Genomic DNA, 2,099 nt, shown 5'->3' on the forward strand with positions numbered 1-2,099 from the left:
ATTTATTCTTTCTGGAAGGTGGTCTGGATCTGGAAGGCTTGCCTTCCTATTACTCTGTAACCCCCTGGCTGGATGATGAAATCATGACGATATTTCCGGAAGGACACGCTTTGTTGCAACGCGATGTTCTGAATCTGGAAGATCTGATGGCCTACCCTCTGATCTGGCGCGAACCGGGTTCGGGAATCCGCCGCTCCGTCGAAAAAGTTTTTCGGGATGCCGGGTTGAACCCCAGACAGTCTATTGAAGTGTCGGGTGTTGAGGCGGTTGGCGCTGCTGTAGATGCAGGTCTGGGCATCGGTTTTGTGACAGCCGCCGCCTTGCTATGCCGAAAAGACTGGCGCGTACAGGCGCGGCGTCTACCTGCGCCGCGTGGCATCCAGTGGACTTTATATATGGCCAGACCACAACCAGCTTATCAGTCCCACACCATACGTGCCTTTTTGGAATTTCTGGAAACAGGCACTGTAGGGCTTCCGCCCATAGGTCGATATGTGATCAATCCAGACGCTGAAATTCACTCGTAACTGGCCAATCGTAGGTACTGTTTACAAGAGCAAATCAGCCCGAAAAATACGAACCGTCATCACGACGGAGCACGAATACCAGCTCCTCAAAGCGATTGGAATCCGTGGATCCCTCCTCACGCAAGTCGATGGAGGACACGTGCTGTACGGCCCAGGAGGGTTGGTAGAGTGCGCAGACTTCGGTCTCTGGTACAGCAAAGGGTGGGCCTTGCCGGGTTTCCTGAGGATAATCGAGGGTGATGAGCAGGATCGGTGGCCGATGGGGAAGAATATCCCGTAATTTTTCGGTGTAGGCGCGGCGCAATTCCGGGGGGAGGGCAATGAGTGCAGCCCGATCGTATACGGCGGCAATATCCTTCAGTTCTGCACAGGTGAGGTCGAAAAAGTCTCCGCAAAAGATTTCGACAGGACCCGCCTGCCACCGTTGCAAGGCACCCACGCTGTCCACTTGCGGATGCAGATTGTGTTCCTGAAAAAACTCCTGGACAGCAATAGGGCTGAGTTCGACGCCGCGCACCCGATAGCCCTGCTCGACCAGCCACAGCAGGTCCAGGCTCTTGCCACACAGCGGGACGAAAACCGTACCCTCTTGAGCGACTTGCAGACGATCCCAAAAGGCGGGCAGTCGTGGGTGAACATCCGGACGATGGAAGCCGATGCGATGTTCCTGCCAGCGTTGTCGCCAGTACGCCTGATTCATTTGGTTTTCTGTCTTTGCGCTTCACGGCACTGCCGGGCCATGGCGACCAGCGCTGTCCGGGCTTCTTGCGGGCCGGTGATGGGCTCAGGAAAATCAAAGCGCAACAATTTGCCATCGGCACGAACATCAAAACCGTCGTAGTCAATACCTACCATTTCTACATCAACAGTCTCGTAAGCATGCAGATACCGACAATAATCTCGTAAATTGTCACGATGATCTGCGTTCATATGGGCAAGAATCCCTGCTTCAGCTTCCACCAGAGCCGCCGTTGGTGGAGGTGCATAATGTTCAGGCCGCACCCAGTGGATTTTGCCGAAGCCGCCAATATAACGAATGTTTTCGACCTGAATCCGATAGAAATAAAAATCATGGGCGGCGAAGTAATCATGTGTCTGGGGTAAATAGCGCAGATAGCGGTCTCCAAAACCATTTTTGTCGGGCAAGCGGGCCGCGCGCCCCGTCAAGGTCACCCGGCCCACAGCTTGCGGATTGTCAGCACAGGGATAAACCAGCAGGCTTACCCGGGGATCGGCATCAATATTTTTGGTGTGTTCGGCCAGATTGGAGATGAGAATGACTGGATTACCTGCAGCATCGAGCACAAAAGGACTGACCGAGGCAAAAGGATAGCCTTCCAGTTTTTTGGAGAGGGTGCAGAGCGATCCATTATGGTAGGTGCGTACGAATCGCCTGGCTTCTGCGCCAATGGCAACAGCTTGGTCAATAGGTTTCATGAGATTATCCGGACCGGGGGGCTTTCAGCCCAACCTCTGCAGTCTAAAGAGTGATTATTTATCTGTCGATTATTTGCCACTTGGCGAATTCCCCAATTCCATTTATCTTCACTAAAAAACCTGATGAGCGTAAAT

The 2,099-nt window shown here is 53.3% G+C and carries 3 protein-coding genes; 1 reads left to right on the forward strand and 2 read right to left on the reverse strand.

Going from position 1 to position 2,099, the window contains the following annotated elements; genetic code table 11:
- On the forward strand, positions 1 to 527 hold a 527-nt coding region (locus tag AC2VLY_RS09660), incomplete at its 5' end, for a LysR substrate-binding domain-containing protein (protein WP_486922174.1).
- A gap of 34 nt (positions 528 to 561) precedes the next feature.
- Here AC2VLY_RS09660 and AC2VLY_RS09665 read toward each other — a convergent pair.
- Together AC2VLY_RS09665 and AC2VLY_RS09670 are read right to left on the reverse strand one after the other, a co-directional pair.
- The gene (locus AC2VLY_RS09665) at positions 562 to 1,227 is read right to left on the reverse strand and encodes a thiopurine S-methyltransferase (protein ID WP_193649656.1); all 666 of its coding nucleotides are present in this window, start codon (positions 1,225 to 1,227) and stop codon (positions 562 to 564) included.
- A complete protein-coding gene (locus AC2VLY_RS09670) occupies positions 1,224 to 1,964 on the reverse strand; it encodes a HugZ family pyridoxamine 5'-phosphate oxidase (protein WP_486922175.1) in 741 nt (246 codons plus the stop codon). Before AC2VLY_RS09670 ends, AC2VLY_RS09665 begins: the two co-directional genes overlap by 4 nt.
- Positions 1,965 to 2,099 lie beyond the last annotated feature (135 nt).

The organism is Acidithiobacillus sp. TH-A36, assembly GCF_057473445.1.

What these genes read in the sequence shown, in the direction of transcription:
- AC2VLY_RS09665 (WP_193649656.1), bottom strand. Translation starts at nt 1,227, where the DNA reads ATGAATCAGGCGTACTGGCGACAACGCTGGCAGGAACATCGCATCGGC.
- AC2VLY_RS09670 (WP_486922175.1), bottom strand. Translation starts at nt 1,964, where the DNA reads ATGAAACCTATTGACCAAGCTGTTGCCATTGGCGCAGAAGCCAGGCGA.